This window comes from Salinivibrio sp. VYel1, from assembly GCF_009377945.1.
Classification (GTDB): Bacteria; Pseudomonadota; Gammaproteobacteria; order Enterobacterales; family Vibrionaceae; genus Salinivibrio; species Salinivibrio siamensis.
The window spans coordinates 63,180-81,468 of sequence record NZ_RSAM01000005.1 but is presented as its reverse complement, the minus strand read 5'-3'; the positions used below and the strand labels follow the sequence as shown (position 1 = coordinate 81,468).

14 protein-coding genes are annotated in these 18,289 nt (G+C 52.5%); 12 read left to right on the top strand and 2 right to left on the bottom strand.

Annotation, left to right across the window (positions count from 1 at the left end; translation table 11 throughout):
• Nucleotides 1-17: 17 nt before the first annotated feature.
• Genes EHW58_RS06380 through lolE form a run of 3 tightly spaced genes read left to right on the top strand, consistent with a single transcriptional unit; the run spans nt 18 to nt 3,122 of the window.
• Nucleotides 18-1,205 carry a lipoprotein-releasing ABC transporter permease subunit gene (locus EHW58_RS06380; protein ID WP_152795461.1) on the top strand — a complete coding sequence of 396 codons (1,188 nt, stop codon included), beginning with the start codon at nt 18-20 and terminating at the stop codon, nt 1,203-1,205.
• On the top strand, nt 1,198-1,887 hold the full coding sequence (lolD, locus tag EHW58_RS06375; protein ID WP_046073138.1) for a lipoprotein-releasing ABC transporter ATP-binding protein LolD: 690 nt from the start codon (nt 1,198-1,200) through the stop codon (nt 1,885-1,887). The genes EHW58_RS06380 and lolD overlap by 8 nt, the downstream gene beginning before the upstream one ends.
• Nucleotides 1,884-3,122, top strand: a complete 1,239-nt coding sequence (gene lolE / locus EHW58_RS06370; protein WP_152795459.1) for a lipoprotein-releasing ABC transporter permease subunit LolE — start codon at nt 1,884-1,886, stop codon at nt 3,120-3,122. The genes lolD and lolE overlap by 4 nt, the downstream gene beginning before the upstream one ends.
• A gap of 204 nt (nt 3,123-3,326) precedes the next feature.
• On the opposite strand, the gene EHW58_RS06365 is transcribed toward lolE, so the two are convergent.
• Nucleotides 3,327-3,884, bottom strand: a complete 558-nt coding sequence (locus EHW58_RS06365; RefSeq protein ID WP_046073140.1) for a DUF2062 domain-containing protein — start codon at nt 3,882-3,884, stop codon at nt 3,327-3,329.
• 29 nt (nt 3,885-3,913) lie between these two features.
• Here EHW58_RS06365 and EHW58_RS06360 point away from each other — a divergent pair, with 29 nt between their 5' ends.
• The 5 genes from EHW58_RS06360 to kdsB are packed head-to-tail and all read left to right on the top strand — an operon-like array spanning nt 3,914 to nt 9,963.
• Nucleotides 3,914-6,211: a DNA internalization-related competence protein ComEC/Rec2 gene (locus tag EHW58_RS06360; protein WP_152795457.1), complete on the top strand. Its 2,298-nt coding sequence runs from the start codon at nt 3,914-3,916 to the stop codon at nt 6,209-6,211.
• A 43-nt stretch (nt 6,212-6,254) separates the two neighbouring features.
• Nucleotides 6,255-8,009 (top strand): lipid A ABC transporter ATP-binding protein/permease MsbA, encoded by a 1,755-nt coding sequence (gene msbA / locus EHW58_RS06355; RefSeq protein ID WP_152795455.1) that lies wholly within the window; start codon nt 6,255-6,257, stop codon nt 8,007-8,009.
• A gap of 2 nt (nt 8,010-8,011) precedes the next feature.
• A complete protein-coding gene (lpxK, locus tag EHW58_RS06350; protein WP_152795453.1) occupies nt 8,012-9,007 on the top strand; it encodes a tetraacyldisaccharide 4'-kinase in 996 nt (331 codons plus the stop codon).
• Nucleotides 9,008-9,016: 9 nt separating this feature from the next.
• A complete protein-coding gene (locus EHW58_RS06345) occupies nt 9,017-9,199 on the top strand; it encodes a Trm112 family protein (protein ID WP_046073143.1) in 183 nt (60 codons plus the stop codon).
• Entirely contained in the window at nt 9,196-9,963 is a 768-nt protein-coding gene (gene kdsB / locus EHW58_RS06340) for a 3-deoxy-manno-octulosonate cytidylyltransferase (RefSeq protein WP_152795451.1), read from the top strand. Before EHW58_RS06345 ends, kdsB begins: the two co-directional genes overlap by 4 nt.
• 85 nt (nt 9,964-10,048) lie before the next feature.
• Here kdsB and elyC read toward each other — a convergent pair whose 3' ends face one another.
• Nucleotides 10,049-10,822: an envelope biogenesis factor ElyC gene (elyC, locus tag EHW58_RS06335; protein WP_046073145.1), complete on the bottom strand. Its 774-nt coding sequence runs from the start codon at nt 10,820-10,822 to the stop codon at nt 10,049-10,051.
• Between the two features lie 115 nt (nt 10,823-10,937).
• Between elyC and cmoM the strand changes: the two genes are divergently transcribed.
• Genes cmoM through mukB form a run of 4 tightly spaced genes read left to right on the top strand, consistent with a single transcriptional unit; the run spans nt 10,938 to nt 18,268 of the window.
• The gene (gene cmoM, locus EHW58_RS06330) at nt 10,938-11,747 is read left to right on the top strand and encodes a tRNA uridine 5-oxyacetic acid(34) methyltransferase CmoM (protein WP_172969951.1); all 810 of its coding nucleotides are present in this window, start codon (nt 10,938-10,940) and stop codon (nt 11,745-11,747) included.
• Complete coding sequence (gene mukF / locus EHW58_RS06325; protein ID WP_152795447.1) at nt 11,744-13,108, top strand: chromosome partition protein MukF; 1,365 nt, start codon at nt 11,744-11,746, stop codon at nt 13,106-13,108. The genes cmoM and mukF overlap by 4 nt, the downstream gene beginning before the upstream one ends.
• Entirely contained in the window at nt 13,089-13,820 is a 732-nt protein-coding gene (gene mukE / locus EHW58_RS06320) for a chromosome partition protein MukE (RefSeq protein WP_046073147.1), read from the top strand. Before mukF ends, mukE begins: the two co-directional genes overlap by 20 nt.
• Nucleotides 13,817-18,268, top strand: a complete 4,452-nt coding sequence (gene mukB / locus EHW58_RS06315) for a chromosome partition protein MukB (protein WP_152795445.1) — start codon at nt 13,817-13,819, stop codon at nt 18,266-18,268. The genes mukE and mukB overlap by 4 nt, the downstream gene beginning before the upstream one ends.
• The last annotated feature ends 21 nt before the right edge of the window (nt 18,269-18,289 follow it).

Sequence of the window (18,289 nt, the reverse complement as noted above, 5' to 3'; positions counted from 1 at the left end):
AATAAGCTAGGTGCGCTATGTTTCAACCCTTGTCGGTGTTTATTGGCTTGCGATACTTACGCGGCCGCTCAGCCGACCGTTTTGGACGCTTCGTCTCCTCGATGTCGACGGCGGGCATTGCCATTGGCGTGATGGCGTTGATCACCGTCTCGTCGGTGATGAATGGCTTTGAAGCTCAGCTGAAAGGCCGAATTCTCGGCGTGTTGCCTCACGCGATTATTGCCAACGGGCAAGCAAACCCAGATCAAACCGCGATTGAGCGTTGGCCTCACGTGATTGATACGGCGCCGATACAAACCACGGATGCCGTGATTCAAAGCCGCAAAGGCTTAAGCGCCGGCTTGTTAGAGGGCATCGACCCCAGTGCACATGAGCCCTTGGCTTCCCACCTATTGCAAGGTGAACTGTCGGCACTGGCAGCCGGGCGCTATCAAGTGATCATTGGGCGTAGCATGGCCACTGAGTTACAACTTCGCGTCGGGGATGCTGTCCGCGTGATGGTAACCAGTGCCAGTCGTTTTACACCGATAGGTCGGATCCCCGCACAGCGCTTATTTACGGTGGCGGGTATCTTTCACACAGGGACGGATGTCGACGGGCAATTAATGCTGGCTAACATCGACGATGTGGCGAGACTCAGTGGGGTGTCACCGTCTCAAGCCAACGATTTACGCCTGTTTTTAGATGATCCATTTGCCATTACCCAATTAAAGGCAAACGCCGATCCCGATACGTGGACGGATTGGCGTGTTTGGCGCGGCGAGCTGTTTCAAGCGGTAAAAATGGAAAAGAACATGATGAGCTTGATGCTCAGCCTGATTGTGATTGTCGCCGCGTTTAACATTATTTCCGCGCTGATCATGGTGGTCATGGAGAAACAATCTGAGGTCGCGATTTTAAAAACTCTTGGGATGCAAGATAAAGACATTGTTGCTGTCTTTATTGCCCAGGGCAGTTTGAGTGGTGTGCTGGGCGCCGCGGTAGGTGGCGTGCTCGGTGTGCTCCTATCGGCATACATCAATGAAATCATGTCTATTTTTGGTGTGAGTCTGCTGGGTAACGGCCTAGCGTTACCTGTGGTTATTAATCCTTTTCATGTGGCGATGGTATTAGGCTTAGCGGTCGTGCTAAGTGTGCTAGCCACGCTATTTCCTGCGTTTAAAGCGGCATCTGTTCACCCTGCTGAGGCACTGCGTTATGAGTAAATCTTTGTTGTCCTGTCACCGCGTCAGTAAAACGTATCAAGAGGGCGGACAGCCGACCTGCGTGTTAAACGATGTTTCCTTGACCATTGCCCCGGGAGAGCTGGTGGCGATAGTGGGCTCCTCTGGCTCAGGGAAAAGTACATTATTACACACCTTGGGGACGCTCGATTTGCCCTCGGAAGGTGACGTGTGGATTGAGGGTGAGGCGGTCAATGCGATGACGGCCAAGCAGCAAGCAAAGCTGCGCAATCAAACGCTTGGGTTTGTTTATCAATTTCACCATTTGCTCGCCGATTTCACCGCGCTGGAAAATGTGATGATGCCGCTTTTGATCAACAAAATGAGCCACAGCGCCGCGTCTGAACGTGCGACGGCCATGCTCAACGCGGTAGGGGTCGGACACCGGCTCAGCCATCGCCCGGCAGAGCTATCAGGTGGCGAACGGCAGCGTGTGGCCATTGCACGTGCATTAGTCAATGAACCCAAGTTGGTACTGGCCGATGAGCCGACCGGCAACTTGGATCATACCACTGCGCTCGAAATCTACGATTTGATGCGCCAGTTAAATGCCCAGCATGGCACGGCCTTTTTAGTGGTGACCCATGACGGTGAGCTGGCAGCAAAATTGGATCGTCAACTGACCATGCAAGATGGTCAACTGCTGGGGCAGGAGGGAGCATGAAGCCTTTATCGTTGGCCATCGGTCGTCGTTTTAGTCGCGCCAGACAACGCAATCGCTTGGTCTCTTTTATTTCCTTATCGTCAGTGATCGGGATTGCGGTGGGGGTGATGGTGATCATTGTGGGTCTGTCTACGATGAACGGCTTTGAGCGCGAACTGAATCAACGTGTGCTGTCTGTGGTGCCGCATGCACAAGTGTTTGGTGTCAATGGCCCTATCGATAACTGGCAACAGGTCAAACATCAGACTGAGCAGCATCCCAATGTCAAGGCTGCGGCTCCCTATGTTGAGATGACGGTGTTGATGGAGCATGGCTCTGCGCTGCAACCTGCACAAATTCGCGCTGTCGATCCGGATGATGAGCAAACCGTGAGTCGCATTGGTGATTATATTGAAGGTAGCTGGGAGAGCTTGCCAGCTGGGCAGTCGCAGATTGTGTTGGGACAAGGCGTGGCGGCGAAGTTGGGCGTCAGTCAAGGAGATTGGTTAACGGTCATGGTTCCCGCGACGGATAGCCAACTTGCATTGCGCGCCCCGAAGCGAGTGAGAATGCAAGTGGCTGGACTGTTGCGTCTCGGTGGACAAATCGACCATTCATTGGCTCTGATGCGACTTCAGGACGCGCAAACTATTATGCAAATAGGACAGTCAGTGACCGGTGTGTCTCTAAAGGTGTCTCCGGTGTTGCAGGCCCGTCAGATTGTGCATGAAGTCGGGCAAACGCTAACCACCTATGTGTATCTGAAAGACTGGACGAGTGAGTTCGGTTATTTATATCGGGATATTCAGTTGGTGCGAACCATCATGTATTTGGTGATGGTGTTAGTGATCGGCGTGGCCTGTTTTAATGTGGTTTCAACCTTGATGATGTCGGTAAAAGACCGTGCCGCTGACATTGCTATTTTGCGCACCATGGGGGCGGACGATCGACTGATCCGCCGCATCTTTATTTGGTATGGGCTCTTTTCTGGTGCCTTAGGCAGTGTGTTGGGCAGTCTATTGGGGGTTACCCTCGCCACTCACCTCACGGCGATATTGTCTCAGGTCGAACAGTGGCTCGGGCATCGCTTTTTATCAGGGGATGTGTACTTTATTAATTTCTTACCCAGTGAGCTGCATGCCGCCGATGTCATACTGGTGAGTACCACGGCCATACTGCTTAGTTTGCTTGCCGCTTGGTATCCAGCCCGAAGAGCCTGTCAGCTTGAGCCTGCCGCGGTGTTGAGTGCTAAATAGTGGCCATATCGCTTGGTATGCTTTGGTCACTGATACGCTTTATTTTATAAAAACCAAGAGCCCGACAATGGGCTCTTTTTGATCTGCCTCGTTGAACCCTGCAGGGAATATCATGTGTATACGCGGCGCTGACGCCTGAATCGCACTTCTGCCTGACGGCGTTTGGACGCGTTTGATGCCTCACGTAGATTAAATCAGGACGATTTAAGAGGGCTTGTTTGGGTTAGGCAACACTTCTTTAATTTTCTTAGGCAAGCGTAACTTACGTTTTTCCCAGCTTCTGACCACAGAATAGCGCCAGATGCCACGTACGGTGAAATAGCCGATGACAGCCATCACCAGTCCGCTGGTGGCGCAGCCTAATAAGAACGGTGGGCCGATGTGGCTCATTTGCTCCGCCAAGTAATGCCACGATAGTTCAAAGTGGAACGGGTATGGGGGACTGTTCATCATCCAGGTGCCGAGCTTATAAGCAAGATAAAAAAGCACAGGCATGGTGATGGGGTTGCTTACCCATACTAGCGCAACGGCGAGCGGCAGGTTGACCCCAAACAAAATCGCTAGGCCGGCAGCCATGATCATTTGGCTTGGTAGGGGGACAAATGCCATAAACAGGCCGACAGCAAAGGCACCGGAGGCCGACCGGCGGTTAAGGCACCATAAGTTGGGATCATGCAACAGGCTACCAAACACCCTGAGTGCCTTATTGTCGCGCAATGTTTCGCGCTTGGGCATGTAGCGTTGGAAAAACTTCTTAGGCATACCTGTTTACATTACCTGGAAATTACGCAATGACGCTGACCTTTACATTGATTGCCGCACTGGCTGTGCTGTCGCTACCTTGGTGGCCAATGTTACCGCCAATTTGGGTCTGCATCATGACAGTGATCGTCTTCTTTGTTGGGTGGAAAAGACGTTGGTGGTGGCTTGCTGGAAGCGCGTTAGGGCTCACTTGGGCTGTATTATCCGCAAACTTGTATCAAGCCGACGTGATCCACGTCATTTCACACCAAGAGGATACTACAATCAGTGGGACAGTGGGCACCCTTTTCAGCGCAAAAAAAGGGGCGCAAGCGATTATTTTTGACGTTGATAAAATTAATCAGACAAGATTGCCGCCTTTTCGCTCAGCCAGAGTGCGCGTTTATTGGCAATCTCCCCCGTATCCTAAGCAAGGCGAGCGCTGGCAATTGGTGGTAACGTTTAAGCCGCCTTATGGGCGATTAAACGAGGCAGGTTTTGATGCTGAAAAATATTATGTTGCACGGCGAGTACATGCCAAAGCTCGGCTAAAAGAAGCAACGCAATTGACTGAGCAAGTGAGTTGGCGTCAACAACTACTCGATACGCTTAGTCCCGCTTTATCAACACTGTCCTATGGGCCGCATTTATTGGCATTGAGCCTTGGCGAGCGAGGGTGGTTAACCCCAGCGCACTGGGACACGCTGACGCACAGTGGTTTGGCGCATTTGATGGCTATTTCAGGGTTGCATATTGGTTTGGCCTACGGAATAGGTTGGCAAATCGGCCGTTGGGCGCGCGTCTTTCTCCCAGAACGACGCCTGTTTTTATGGTTGCCTTTGTACGTTGCAGTTGGGGTGGCGTCGCTCTATGCGGCATTAGCCGGGTTTGCACTGCCCACTCAACGCGCGCTCATTGCCTTGATGTTGGTCTCGATCAGTAAGCGCTTGGGAGCGCGGATTTCGCCGCTAAATCTGTTGCAGTTGACCTTATTATTGGTATTGCTCCGCGACCCTTTCGCCGGTTTCTCAATGAGTTTTTGGCTCTCGTTTGCCGCCGTGGGGGCCTTATGCATGGCGCATTACACGCTTGCTCACACCACCGAGGGTCGAAAACAAACACGGCCTTGGCTTCGTCCTATCAAGCAGCTTATCGGCATACAATTGATTCTATTGGTAGGAATGCTTCCTTTGCAGCTAGGGTTATTTGCAGGGATCAGCGCCGCTGCCACGACCATTAACCTCGTGGCGGTGCCTTGGGTGGGTATGGTGACCGTACCGCTGGTCTTTGTCGGCCTGCTGAGTGAGAGTTTATCACTTTCCCGTGTCGCAGATTTGGTGTGGGATGGGGCAAATGCCAGCCTTCAACCGGTGATGGCACTGGCCGATCAGGCGGCGGACACCTGGTTACCCGCCCCAGTCGCTTCGGCAGGCTGGGCAATATCGGCGATGGTGCTCGCTTGGGGACTCTACGGGTGGCATTGGCATCGTTTAAAGGCGGTGATGCTGGTCCTTGTCGCAGCCGTGGTAGCTTGGCGAGATCCCAAACCGGTCAACTGGCAAATTGATGTGTTGGACGTCGGGCATGGGTTGGCGGTATTGATCAGTAAGAATAACCGCGCGGTGCTCTATGACACTGGCAACCGCTGGCAGGTGGGTGGCATTGCTCAGGCGGTTATCGCGCCGATTCTGACACATCGGCAAATCAAGCAGTTAGATGGCCTCATTCTCAGTCATGGCGACAGTGATCACGATGGTGGCGCGACGTTTATGTCTGAGACCTATTCACCACAGTGGCGCCGCGCCAGTGAGCGTCGGGTTGGGTATCAAGCCTGTGTGGCCGGCGAGCGTTGGCGCTGGCAAGGACTCACCTTTTCGGTACTCTGGCCTCCGGCACAAAAGCGGCGTGCTGATAATGATGATTCCTGTGTGATCCGAGTGTCTGGCGATGGGCGTAGCGTGTTGCTCACTGGCGATATAGAAGCCAGTGGGGAGGCTGATTTGTTGGCGTCTCTGACCGACAAAAAGGCACTTGATAGTGACATCATTTTGGTGCCCCACCATGGTAGTGCGTCTTCGTCTTCCTCCGCGTTTATTCGCGCCGTTGATCCGGTTTGGGGCGTGGCGTCAACCGGGCTTCTCAACCCATGGCAGCTTCCGTCACTAGAGGTGAAATTGGCTTATCAAAACGCCGGTATCACCTGGCTTGATACGGCGGCGAATGGCCAAGTGCGTTGGCAGAGTGTCGGCTCTGGTTGGCAGTTAACACGTTGGCGGCAGGATCGCAGCGATTATTGGTATCGTCAGATGTTTAAACGTCGGCCAGTATATTTGGACGCGGACTTGTAAAAGAGTAGAATGCCCGTCTGTTTAACACATCTAAACGATTTTAATGAGCGAATATCAAGATAAAACGACCTGGCAGACGTTTAAGCAGCTGTGGCCCTACATTGCCAACTATAAAGTAGGGCTCATTGTTGCCATTATCGCCTTGGTGATTAATGCCGCCAGTGACACCCTGATGCTCTCAATGCTGAAGCCGTTGCTTGATCAAGGCTTTACCTATGATGATGTCAAAGGCGATTTCCTCAAATGGATGCCTGTCTATTTGGTCGCACTCATGTTGATACGTGGCTTGTCGAGCTTTGTGTCCGCTTATTGCTTATCTTGGGTGTCGGGTCATGTGGTGATGACCATGCGCCGCCGGATGTTCAATCACTTTATGAAAATGCCCGTCAGCTTTTTTGACCAAGAGTCGTCCGGGGCACTGCTTTCTCGGATTACGTATGACTCAGAACAAGTGGCGTCAGCGACCAGTAGCGCGTTGGTCAGTTTGGTGCGCGAAGGGGCATCCATCATTGGTTTGATGGCGTTGATGTTTTGGTCAAGCTGGCAGCTCTCCGCCATTCTTCTGGTGATTGCGCCGGTGGTCGCGGTTTCTATCCGCATCGTCTCTAAGCGCTTCCGTCGCATTTCTTCCAATATGCAAGATGCAATGGGGTCGGTGACTAGCTCCGCCGAGCAAATGCTCAAAGGGCACAAAGTGGTGCTTAGTTACGGTGGACAAGACGTTGAAAAGACACGTTTTGAGAAAGTCAGTAACCGTATGCGTCAGCAGACCATGAAGCTGGTGTCCGCACAAGCGATTGCCAACCCAGTGATCCAGTTGATTGCATCAATGGCATTGGTGGTGGTGTTGATTTTGGCCAACACAGAGGCGATTCGCTCTGAGCTAACTGCAGGTACCTTTGCGGTGGTGTTTGGTGCCATGTTTGGTCTGATGCGCCCACTTAAATCCTTGACCAACGTGACCTCTCAGTTCCAACGCGGGATGGCGGCTTGCCACAGTTTATTTAACCTGATGGAGCTGGAAACGGAAAAAGACACCGGGACACACGCGGTTGAGAAAGTGAGTGGCGACATTAAGGTTGAGGATGTGGTTTTCACCTATCCCACTCGAGATGCGCCGGCCCTCAACCATGTGAGCTTTGAATTGCCAGCAGGGCAGACGCTGGCCTTGGTTGGGCGTTCAGGGTCAGGAAAAAGCACCATTGCTAACCTGTTAACCCGTTTTTATGAACTAGACAGTGGTGTGATTACGCTCGATGGCGTACCGATTGAGGACTATACCCTAGGTAATTTGCGTCAGCATGTCGCGGTGGTGTCGCAAAACGTTCATCTGTTTAATGACACGGTCGCGAATAACATCGCGTATGCCGCAGAAGACAAGTATAGCCGTGAGCAAGTCGAGCACGCCGCGAAACTTGCCTATGCCGATGATTTTATCCGCGGGCTCGATCATGGCTATGACACCATGATTGGTGAAAACGGCGTCAGCCTGTCTGGCGGACAACGCCAACGTTTAGCCATCGCACGTGCCTTGTTACGTAATGCACCCGTCTTGATCCTGGATGAGGCAACGTCGGCACTGGATACAGAGTCGGAGCGCGCTATTCAGGCGGCGCTGGATGAATTGCAAAAAAACCGTACGGTGTTGGTGATCGCCCATCGCCTGTCGACCATTGAAGATGCTGATCAAATTTTGGTTGTGGATGAAGGTGAGATTGTCGAGCGAGGCAGTCATCAAGCGCTTCTTGAACGTGAGGGGGCCTATGCGCAGCTTCACCGTATTCAGTTTGGTGACTGAGTATGCTAGAGCAACTGTGGTTTGGTCATCAACGCCCGCTATGGTCGGTATTATTAAGACCGTTTAGTGCGTTGTTTGGCATGATAGCGCGCCATCGTCGGCGTCAATATCTGCGCGGCAAAACGCAGCGCTATTCGGCGCCAGTGCCGGTTATCGTGGTGGGGAACATCATGATTGGCGGCAATGGCAAAACCCCGTTTGTGATTTGGTTGGTGGAACAACTAAAAGCGAATGGTTACCGTCCAGGGGTGGTGTCACGCGGGTATGGCGGTAAATCTGAGCACTATCCACTCTTACTCAGCCAAACCACGCCACCGCGCACGGCGGGGGATGAGCCGGTTTTGATAGCACGTCGCACCCAAGTTCCTGTCTGTGTCGACCCCAACCGCAGCGAGGCGGTTAAACGTATCCTGCAAGAAGGTGTCGATATCGTGATCACAGATGATGGTCTCCAGCACTACCAGCTTGAAAGAGACATAGAGATCGTGATCATTGATGGCCAGCGCCGGTTTGGTAACGGTCATTATCTACCTTTGGGGCCGTTGCGCGAATCACTCGATAGGCTTGAGAGCGTCGATATGTTGGTCACTAACGGTGGGACACCACAAGGCCAAGAGTGGGGGATGCACCTGGTGCCTGGCTTGGCCGTTAATCTACGTACGGGACAACGCTGTCAAGCCTCAATGCTACCGCAAGTGGTGGCAGTCGCCGGGATTGGCCATCCACCACGCTTTTTTAATACCTTGCAGCAAATGGGCTTGACACCCGTTCACAGCCAGGGAATAAATGATCATCAAACCCTCAACGCCGACGAGCTGGACAGGTTGAGCAAGAAGGGGCAACATTTGCTGATGACAGAAAAAGATGCGGTAAAATACCAAGGGATCGCACAAGATAACTGGTGGTATTTACCGGTAGAGGCACGGCTGCCTGACGAGGTAGCTCAGGCCGTATTCACCAAGATAGAACGTTTGCAAACAAACGCGAATAAAAAATAAAGGAACGCTATGGATCACCGCCTGCTTGAAATTGTGGCCTGCCCATCATGCCAGGGCAAACTCTATTATCAACGCGATAACAATGAGTTAGTTTGTAAGTTTGATCGTGTTGCCTATCCGATCATTGATGGTATTCCCGTGCTGCTTGAATCAGAAGCTCGCGATATGTCATTGGAAGAGGTCCAGGGATGAGCCCGTTTTATGTGGTGATCCCGGCGCGATTTGGTTCGAGCCGCTTGCCGGGTAAACCGTTGGCTGATATTGCTGGCAAGCCGATGATCCAACACGTTTATGAGCGCGCCCAAGCGGCCGGTGCCAGTCAGGTGATTGTTGCAACGGACGATCAACGTATTGAATCGGCGGTACGGGCGTTTGGCGGCGAGGTGTGTTTAACACGTGCCGACCATGAGTCTGGCACTGAGCGCTTAGCCGAAGTGGTTGAACGCTATGGCTTTGCTGAAGATGACATTATCGTTAATGTACAAGGCGATGAGCCGTTGATCCCCTCTGCGGTGATTGGTCAAGTGGCGGAGAACCTCAGTCAGAATGACCAGGCTCCGATGGCCACCTTGGCAGTTGCAATTGATGACAAAGAGCAAGTGTTTAACCCCAACGTGGTCAAGGTAGTGACGGATCATAAAGGGTTTGCCTTGTACTTCAGCCGCGCCACCATCCCTTGGGATCGCACCCATTTCGAGGCTGACTCTCCCGACATCCCACAAGCATTGTTGCGGCACATTGGTATTTATGGCTATCGAGCGGGATTTATTAGCCGTTACATCCACTGGACACCGAGCCCGTTGGAGAAGATTGAATCGTTAGAGCAGCTGCGCGTATTGTGGCATGGTGAGAAAATCCATGTGGCGGTTGCCACACAGACGCCCCCACATGGCGTCGATACCCAAGCAGACTTAGAGGCAGTGCGCGCTTATTTAGCCGCAGATAGCAACGCATAGGCGCGGTTTTACGTCTACTGCGAATGGTAATAACAAAGCCGCGAATCAATCGCGGCTTTTTTGGTGGGTGATGTGCTGTGGGACCTTAATTGGCCGGCTGAGCGATAAAATCACGGAGACGTTGCCACGCTTGTCCCAATCGCTCGTGCCAATAGCGTTCGAACTGCTCGAGGTATTGCGCACGTGGGCCGTATTTTATCCATGGCTGCTTAATTTGCTTTTGCGCCATGAAGTTAGTGGGAGCCGGGATGGGATCGAGTCCAGCGCTTTGAAACTCGTAAACGGCACGATCCATATGTGCCGCGGATGTCACGAGCACTAGGTTACTACTCCCAACCACCGATGCGGCTTGGTAGGCTTCCTCCCACGTATCCTTGGCGGTTTCAAGCAACAGGATACTGTTTTTATTGACACCCAACGCCATTGCGACGCGTGCCAACATACGCGCATGGCTGACTTCATAACCATGGTCATAGCCCGACAAAATTAGCTTGGAGGTGGGGTACATTCGGTGAATACGGATGCCTTCTGCGAGGCGCATTAACGCCGCACGAGAAAGCTCTGAGGTTGGGGGTATGGCGTCATCTACGACATGACTGTTGCCCAGTACCATTACAAAGTCTACCGGCTTTTCCGTGGGGAGAAACGCGGTGTATTGACGCTCAAGTGGACGAAGGAGCCCAGAGGCGACCGGTTGAAACGAAGTGAGAAAAATCCCAGCAAACGCAACGAAGATAACAAAAGATGCCAGCCTTTTACGCTGAGAGAACCAAAGCAGGCATAGCCCGAAAAGACCCAACAATAACAGCGCGGGCAAGGGCATTATCAAGGTTGAGATAAGTTTTTTTAATTCAAACATGCAATGTCGCCCGAAATATAGTCAAACGAGGCACAAATAATGCCATAAACCTTTATTAACGTAAGGCTTGTGACAGAATATGCCTTTCTACCACTCAATGATAACGAATGCCATTGTGACTGAGGATAAAAATTTCGACGACATTGCCCACAAATTTGTTAAAAACATTTATGGATCGGGCAAAGGCGAAATCCGCCAAGCGGTCGTTTGGCAGGACATCGAGCAGATCCTGCACTGTTTTGCGCCTGAGCAGACCCTGCATATTTTAGATGCCGGCGGTGGGGTTGCCCCTATGTCTCGGCACTTGGCGGCGCGCGGTCACAGGGTCACTTTATGTGATCTTTCTTCGCAAATGCTCGACTTAGCCCGTCAGGAGATTGAACAACAGGGCTTACTTGCGCAGTATCAGCTGGTTCATTCGTCGGTGCAGACGATTGGTGACCATTTGAGCGATCCGCCGGATGTGATTTTATTTCATGCGGTACTGGAGTGGACCGCTGAGCCGGAGCAGGTGTTGAAAGACTTGCTTAAGCAACTGCGCCCGGGGGGGATCGCATCGGTGATGTTCTATAACCAAACCGGGTTGCTCTTTAAGAACCTCGTGTGCGGTAACCTCACGCATGTTGAGGAAGGTATGCCGCATCGTAAGCGGTTTAAGCTTCAGCCACCTAAAGGCTTGCAACCAGAGAGCGTGTATCGATGGATGCAAGACAGTGACATTATCCTCAAAGGTAAAACAGGCGTACGCACCTTTCACGATTATATGCGTGATACCAATATTGGTGATTTTACCTTTGAGCAGGTCATGGCGTTGGAGCAACAGCTTTGCCGCCAAGAGCCATTTGTGTCTCTGGGGCGATATATCCATGTATGGGGACAGCACAGTGCCCCAAGCAATCAAGATAAAAACAAGGACAACGGATGAGTGATCAGGCTCAGTCTTCCCAGTCGTGGACAGACGACGCTCAGACAGTACCTGAGTTGGTCAGTTGGGTAAAACAAAGTGACTTAGGGTTAAACCTGCCGCCAGAGCGCTTGGCATTCTTGCTGGCAATGGCGGTGATGAGTCAAGAGCGGTTGGAGGACGAACTGAGCGAGCATGAGCTCGTGGATGTCTTTCGACTGGTCAGTGAGCAGTTTGTTAGCGGTGAAGGTGCCACGCTTGGCAATGTTGCTTATCGCGCCAACAATGCGATCAACGAAATGGTGCAAGCACGGTTGCTAAGCCGGTTTACCAGTGAAATGACCGATGGTGATAGCATTTACCGCCTCACGCCATTGGCGCTAGGTATTGCGGACTATTACGCCCGTCATCGTGAATACTCAACGCTAAAGCTGTCGGTACAACTGTCTATGGTGGCTGACGAAATCGCTAAGGCGCGCCGTGCGGCGGAAGAAGATGGGGATGCGACCTTTTGGCGTCATAACGTCTATGGTGTGTTGAAGTACTCGGTCGCCGAGATTTTTGACCGCATCGATCTTAATCAGCGCGTGATGGATGAGCAGCAACAACAGGTAAAAGAAGATATTGCTGCGCTCCTCACCCAGGACTGGCAAGCCGCAATCGCTAACTGTGAATACTTGCTCAACGAAACCTCGAGTACTTTGCAAGAGTTACAAGAAACGCTGCAGGCCGCGGGGGATGAGCTTCAGAGTCAGCTGCTTGAGATTCAAGAAGTGGTGCGGGGGCGTGATGATCTTGAGTTCGTCGATCGCATGGTATACAGCTTGCAAATGAAGCTGGATCGTATCGTGAACTGGGGACAGCAAGCGATCGACCTATGGATAGGTTACGACCGCCATGTGCATAAATTTATTCGCACCGCGATTGATATGGATAAAAACCGTGCATTCAGCCAGCGTTTGCGCCAGTCGGTATCGGACTACTTTGACGGGCCATGGTTTTTAACGTATGCCGATGCTGAGCGACTGCGTGATACGCGAGATGAAGCCTTGGTGTTACGTGACGATGAAGTCACCGGAGAGATGCCAGAAGAGGTGGCGTTCGAACAATTAAGTGTGGTTGACGATGGCCTTTCACAGAAAGTGTCACAGATGCTCAACCGCCATCGAGAAACCGGACAAGCGATCGACTTAGGTCGTGTCCTGAAAGATTACTTAGCCGAGCACCCACAAGCTCGCCATTTTGATCTCGCGCGCTTAGTGATTAACCAAGCGGTCCGCATGGGCTACTCCCAATCTGATCTTAACGCGATTCAGCCTGATTGGCAGGCGATTAACGACTTCGGAGCTAAGGTACAAGCGAATGTCATCGATAAATACTGAACAGCCAATGCCAGAAGGGCTGGCCAAAGCCATTGCTAACCCTTTGTTCCCGGCGTTGGACAGTGCACTGCGTGCTGGCCGCCATATTGCCAGCGACGATCTGGATAACCACGCCTTGCTGATGGAATTTGAGCAAGAGCTGAATATTTTCTACCAGCGTTATAACGCTGAATTGGTCCGCGCGCCAGAGGGCTTTTTCTATCTTCGTCCTCGCTCAACCAGTTTAATTAGGCGCAGCGTGCTGTCTGAACTGGATATGCTGGTTGGCAAAGTCCTTTGTTTTCTGTACTTAAGCCCAGAGCGCTTGGCCCAAGAGGGGATCTTTACCACCCAAGAGCTTTTTGATGAGCTATTAGCGTTGGCTGACGAGAAGAAACTGATGAAGTTGGTCACGCATCGCGCAACAGGTTCAGATCTTGACCGTGAGAAGCTTTTCGACAAAGTGAAAACCTCGCTGCGACGTTTGCGTCGTCTCGGGATGATCTTACCCATTGGTGAGGGAAGTAAATTCCGTGTCAGTGAAGCAACGTTCCGTTTTGGTGCTGATGTACGAAGCGGTGACGATCCACAAGAAGCCCAATTGCGTCTGATTCGTGACGGGGAAGCCGTGGTGCATAGCCAAGCGCACATTCAATCAAGCTTGCTCGATGAGCACTCGGATGAAGACGCAGACAATGCCGATACAGAGACAACAGAGGAGCCGACAGTATGAGCCAGCGCGGTAAGTATCACTCACTCACCATGGTGAACTGGAACGGCTTTTTTGCACGAACCTTTGATATTGATTCCCTCGTCACCACCTTATCAGGCGGGAACGGCGCGGGTAAGTCGACCACCATGGCGGCGTTTATCACCTCGTTGATCCCTGACCAAACCCTGTTGCATTTCCGTAACACCACAGAGGCAGGCAGCTCAAGTGCTTCTCGTGATAAGGGGTTGCACGGTAAATTGCAGCCAGGTGCCTGCTATGCCGCCTTGGATGTAGTGAATTCACGCCAACAGCGGGTGCTGTTTGGTGTGCGTCTTCAACAAGTGGCAGGGCGTGATAAGAAGGTGGATATCAAGCCGTTCGTTTTACAAGGCTTGCCTTCTTCTGTGGCCCCAACCGATGTGTTGGTCGAGACCTTAAATAACGGTCAAGCGCGTGTACGCCAGCTGAACGAGGTAAAAGAGGCGGCGAGCGCCTATGAAACCGCGCACTTTAAAGCCTTTAACTCGGTCACCGACTATCACGCGCAAATGTTTGAATTTGGCGTGCTACCGAAAAAGCTGCGCACCCAGCAAGATAGAGGCAAGTTTTATCGATTAATTGAAGCGTCACTCTACGGCGGCATTTCTAGCGCAATCACCAAGTCGTTGCGCGAGTATTTGTTGCCACAAAATGGTGGTGTGAAAAAAGCCTTCCAAGATATGGAAGTGGCGCTGAAAGAAAACCGTATGACGCTTGAGGCGATTAAGCTGACGCAGCGCGATCGTGACTTGTTTAAGCATTTGATCACGGAAGCGACCCATTATGTGGCCTCGGACTACATGCGTCATGCCAATGAGCGCCGAAGCAAGCTGGAACAAGCGCTGTCGTTGCGGGCGGAGCTGAACGCCGCACAACAGACATTGCAGCAAAAGCAGCAGCATGCGGAAACCATGCGCGCAGAATTAGCCGAGCTGGAAGCCGGGCAAGATCACCTCGAACAAGATCACCAAGCGGCGGCTGATCATCTGCAGTTGGTGCAATCGGCGATGCGTCAACAAGAAAAAATTGAGCGTTATGAGGAAGATTTGCTCGAGTTGTCGGAGCGACTCGAAGAGCAAATCATGGTGGTGGAAGAGGCCACAGAGCAGCTTGCTGACGCCGAATTGCGCGCGGCGCAGAGTGAAGAGGAAGTGGATAGTCTGAAGACTCAGCTTGCCGACTACCAACAAGCGCTCAACACGCAACAAACGCGCTCCCTGCAGCACCAACAAGCCCTTAATGCCTTGGAGACGGCCCGTCGCCTCACTGACGATGAGACCCTCAGTGCAGACGAGGCCACGACACGCTTACACGCGTTGAAAGCACAAGAGTCTGAACAAACCGATCGCGTACTGTCACTCAAGCATAAACGCGATTTGGCGTCAGCGACGGCCAATCAGTTTGAACAGGGCTTGCATCTTTTGCACCGTCTTGATCCCTCTGTGCCCCGTGCTGAGGCTGGCAAGGCCGCCAAACGCTGGGTTGAGCAGGGCAGAGAGCGTCGCTATCTAGCCGACAGTCTGACGCAACGCCAGTATGAGCAGCGTGAACTGAGCCAACGGGCTGAGCAATATCAGCAAGCGAGCCAGTTCGTGTCGGAATATCAGGACCTAACAGGGGAATCGCTGGCTGACAGTGATGCGGTCGAGCAAGCCGCCGCGCTGCAGCAAGCACGACGCGACGCGCTACAAGAGGAAAAAGACACCCAAGCTGAGCAACTGCGTGAGCTTGCGCGGACACAGGATGCTGTTGACGCGCAAATCCACGATCTTGAGCTAAAAGCACCGACTTGGTTTGCGGCCAATGACGCCTTGACCAAACTGGAAAGCCAAACTGAAAAAACCTTGGTGGACAGTCAAGCGGTGATGGAGGCGATGCATGCCACGCATGAGGCGGTACGCACGCGCACGCAGCACCAAGATCAGCTGGGCAAACAAAAAGCAGACATTGAACAAGCGATTGAGCAATTGGCGCAGCCTGGTGGCAGCGACGATGCACAATTGCAAGGTCTCGCCGATACCCTTGGTGGCACCTTACTCTCTGAAATTTATGATGATATCACCCTAGATGACGCCCCTTACTTCAGCGCACTCTATGGCCCGGCGCGGCATGCCATCGTGGTGCCCGATCTCAAAGGCGTTAAGGATAAGCTCACGGATTTGGACGCTTGCCCTGATGACTTATACATCATTGAGGGGGATGCCGACGCGTTTGATGATAGCGTGTTTGATGCACAAGAGCTGTCGGGTGCCGTGTGTGTACATCTAAACGATCGGCAAATGCGTTATTCTCGCTTCCCGGCCACGCCACTGTTTGGTCGTGCTGCGCGTGAGCACCGCCTTGAGCAGCTACGTGAACAACGGGAGGCCTTGGTTGAAGAGCACGCCAAAGCGTCCTTTGATGTACAAAAGTGGCAACGCCTATCACACGCATTTAGCCAATTTATTGCCGAGCATCTCACGGTGGCGTTTGAGCCCGATCCTGAGCAGGCGATCGCCGCTTGCCGCGAAAAACGCGCACAGACTCAGCGGGCGATAACCGATGCCAAGCAAGTGTTGGCACAACACGAGGCGGAGGTGGCGCGCTGTCAGCAAGCGCTACAAATCCTCGATAAGCTTCGCTACTGTGCCGAGGCGCTCACAGAGGATAATCTTGAGGCACGCTTGCAAGCGGCTATGGCACGCGTAGAGACGGCGAAAGAGGCACAAGGCTTTATCCAGCAAAATGGAGAAACCTTAGCGGCATTGGAAACCAGCCTGGCAACACTCGACAGTGATCCTGAGCAATTTGATAAGCTGGAGCAAGCCTACCAAGAGGCGGATAACACCTTGCAGGCGATTAAGCAGCAAGTGTTTGCTGTTGCCGATTTAGCGGAGCGTCGTCCGCATTTTGCCTATCAAGATGCGTCAGACATGCTGACGCAAAGCAGTGAGCTTAATGAACAGCTTAAAGCCAAACTGAAAGATGCCGAGCAGGTGCGCCAACGTGAACGCGAATCGCTCAAGCAAATTCAGTCGCAGACGAGTCAATATCACCAGGTGCTTGCCTCACTCAAAAGTGCCCATCAGTCTAAGCAAGAGACGCTGAACGAGTTTAAGCGAGAGCTCGGTGAGTTAGGTGTGCAAGCGGATGAAGACGCTTTAATGCGCGCACAAAGCCGCCGTGATGCCTTGTACGAGCAAATGCATCAGGCCCGGCAGCGTCACAGTGAACTCTCGCGTGGCATTACGTCACTGGACATGGAAACCAAGTCGCTCACCAAGGAATTGCGTAAACTGCTCAAGCAGTACCAAGCGCTTCGTCAGTTTGTGGTCAACGCCAAAGCGGGTTGGTGCAGTGTCCTGCGTATTGCGCGCGACAACGGGGTGGAAAAACAACTGCATCGTCGAGAAATGGCATACATGTCAGCTGACGAGCTTCGCTCTTTGTCGGATAAATCCTTGGGGGCATTGCGCCTTGCGGTCGCTGACAATGAAACCTTGCGTGATGCCTTGCGTGCGTCGGAGGATGTCGGACGGCCTGAGCGTAAAGTCTTATTCTATGTGGCTGTGTATCAGCATTTGCGCGAGCGTATCCGTCACGACATTATTCGCACCGATGATCCGGTCGAAGCGATTGAGGAAATGGAAGTCGAGCTGGCAAGGCTCACTGAAGAGCTCACGCAGCGTGAACAACGTCTGGCGATCAGCTCCGAGTCAGTAGCCAACATTATTCGCAAGACCATTCAGCGCGAGCAAAACCGGATCCGTATGCTCAACCAAGGGCTACAGAGCGTGGGCTTTGGTCAAGTGCAAGGTGTGCGCCTCAATGTGTCTATCCGTGAAACCCATGCACAGTTGCTGATGGGCTTGGCTGAACATGCTGACCAGCACCAAGATTTATTCGGCAATCCAAATCTCACGTTTTCAGAAGCGATGGCCAAGTTGTTCCAACGTTTGAACCCGCACATTGAAATGGGACAACGTGCCCCGCAGACACTGGGCGAAGAGCTATTGGACTACCGCAACTATCTGGACTTGGGCATTGAAGTCAACCGTGGAACGGATGGTTGGCTGAAAGCGGAATCCGGCGCGTTGTCGACCGGTGAAGCGATTGGTACCGGCCAAGCAATCTTGCTGATGGTGATCCAAAGCTGGGAAGAGGAGTCACGCCGACTGCGTGGCAAAGATGTGATCCCATGTCGCTTACTTTTCCTTGATGAAGCGGCCCGTCTGGATGCCAAATCGATCTCGACCTTGTTTGAGTTGTGTCATCGTTTAGATATGCAGCTGTTGATTGCGGCACCAGAAAACATCAGCCCAGAGCAAGGCACAACGTATAAACTGGTCCGTAAAATCTTCAATGATCGCGAGCACGTCCATGTTGTGGGCTTGCGCGGGTTTGGTGAAGAGAAGCGTCGGGAGCTAGAGCGTGAGCCGGTGATGGAATAATCGTAAGACAAGGCGAAAACA